Source organism: Vibrio sp. 10N.222.52.B7 (assembly GCF_041474275.1).
Taxonomy (GTDB): Bacteria; Pseudomonadota; Gammaproteobacteria; order Enterobacterales; family Vibrionaceae; genus Vibrio; species Vibrio crassostreae_C.
On sequence record NZ_JBFRTU010000206.1, the window covers coordinates 1 to 408 of the forward strand.

The following is a 408-nucleotide window of genomic DNA, read 5'->3' on the forward strand; positions in this document are numbered from 1 at the left end:
CCTTTGAACAGTCCGTTATAAAAGCGACAAAAGCGATTAAGGGTAATACTGATGTCGTCATTTTTGATACCATCGATTACCAAGCAAAAGCGAAAATGCAAGGTGTTGATATTAATAAAACAACCTTGATTATGTTCGGTGCGCCTAAACCAGGTGGGCAATCAATGGATGGGTCACAAACACTAGGATTAGATGCTTTCCCACAAAAGTTCTTAGTATGGCAAGACGAGCAAGGAACACACGTTAGTTATAATGAATTGACGGCGATGGCTGACCGACAAAATGTGCATAAAACAATTTCGTTGAGAGTCATTCAATATCGACTTAATAGCACATTTGAAGCGACTTTTGAGCACTGAGTAATACAACCGTATTTTATCCGTCGTAATAGGTCACCCTATACACACA

1 protein-coding gene is annotated in these 408 nt (G+C 39.5%); it reads left to right on the top strand.

The window, feature by feature from the left end; genetic code table 11:
- A partial coding sequence (locus AB4512_RS22415; RefSeq protein ID WP_372175743.1) for a DUF302 domain-containing protein occupies positions 1-359 on the top strand: 359 nt, incomplete at its 5' end.
- Positions 360-408: the final 49 nt, after the last annotated feature.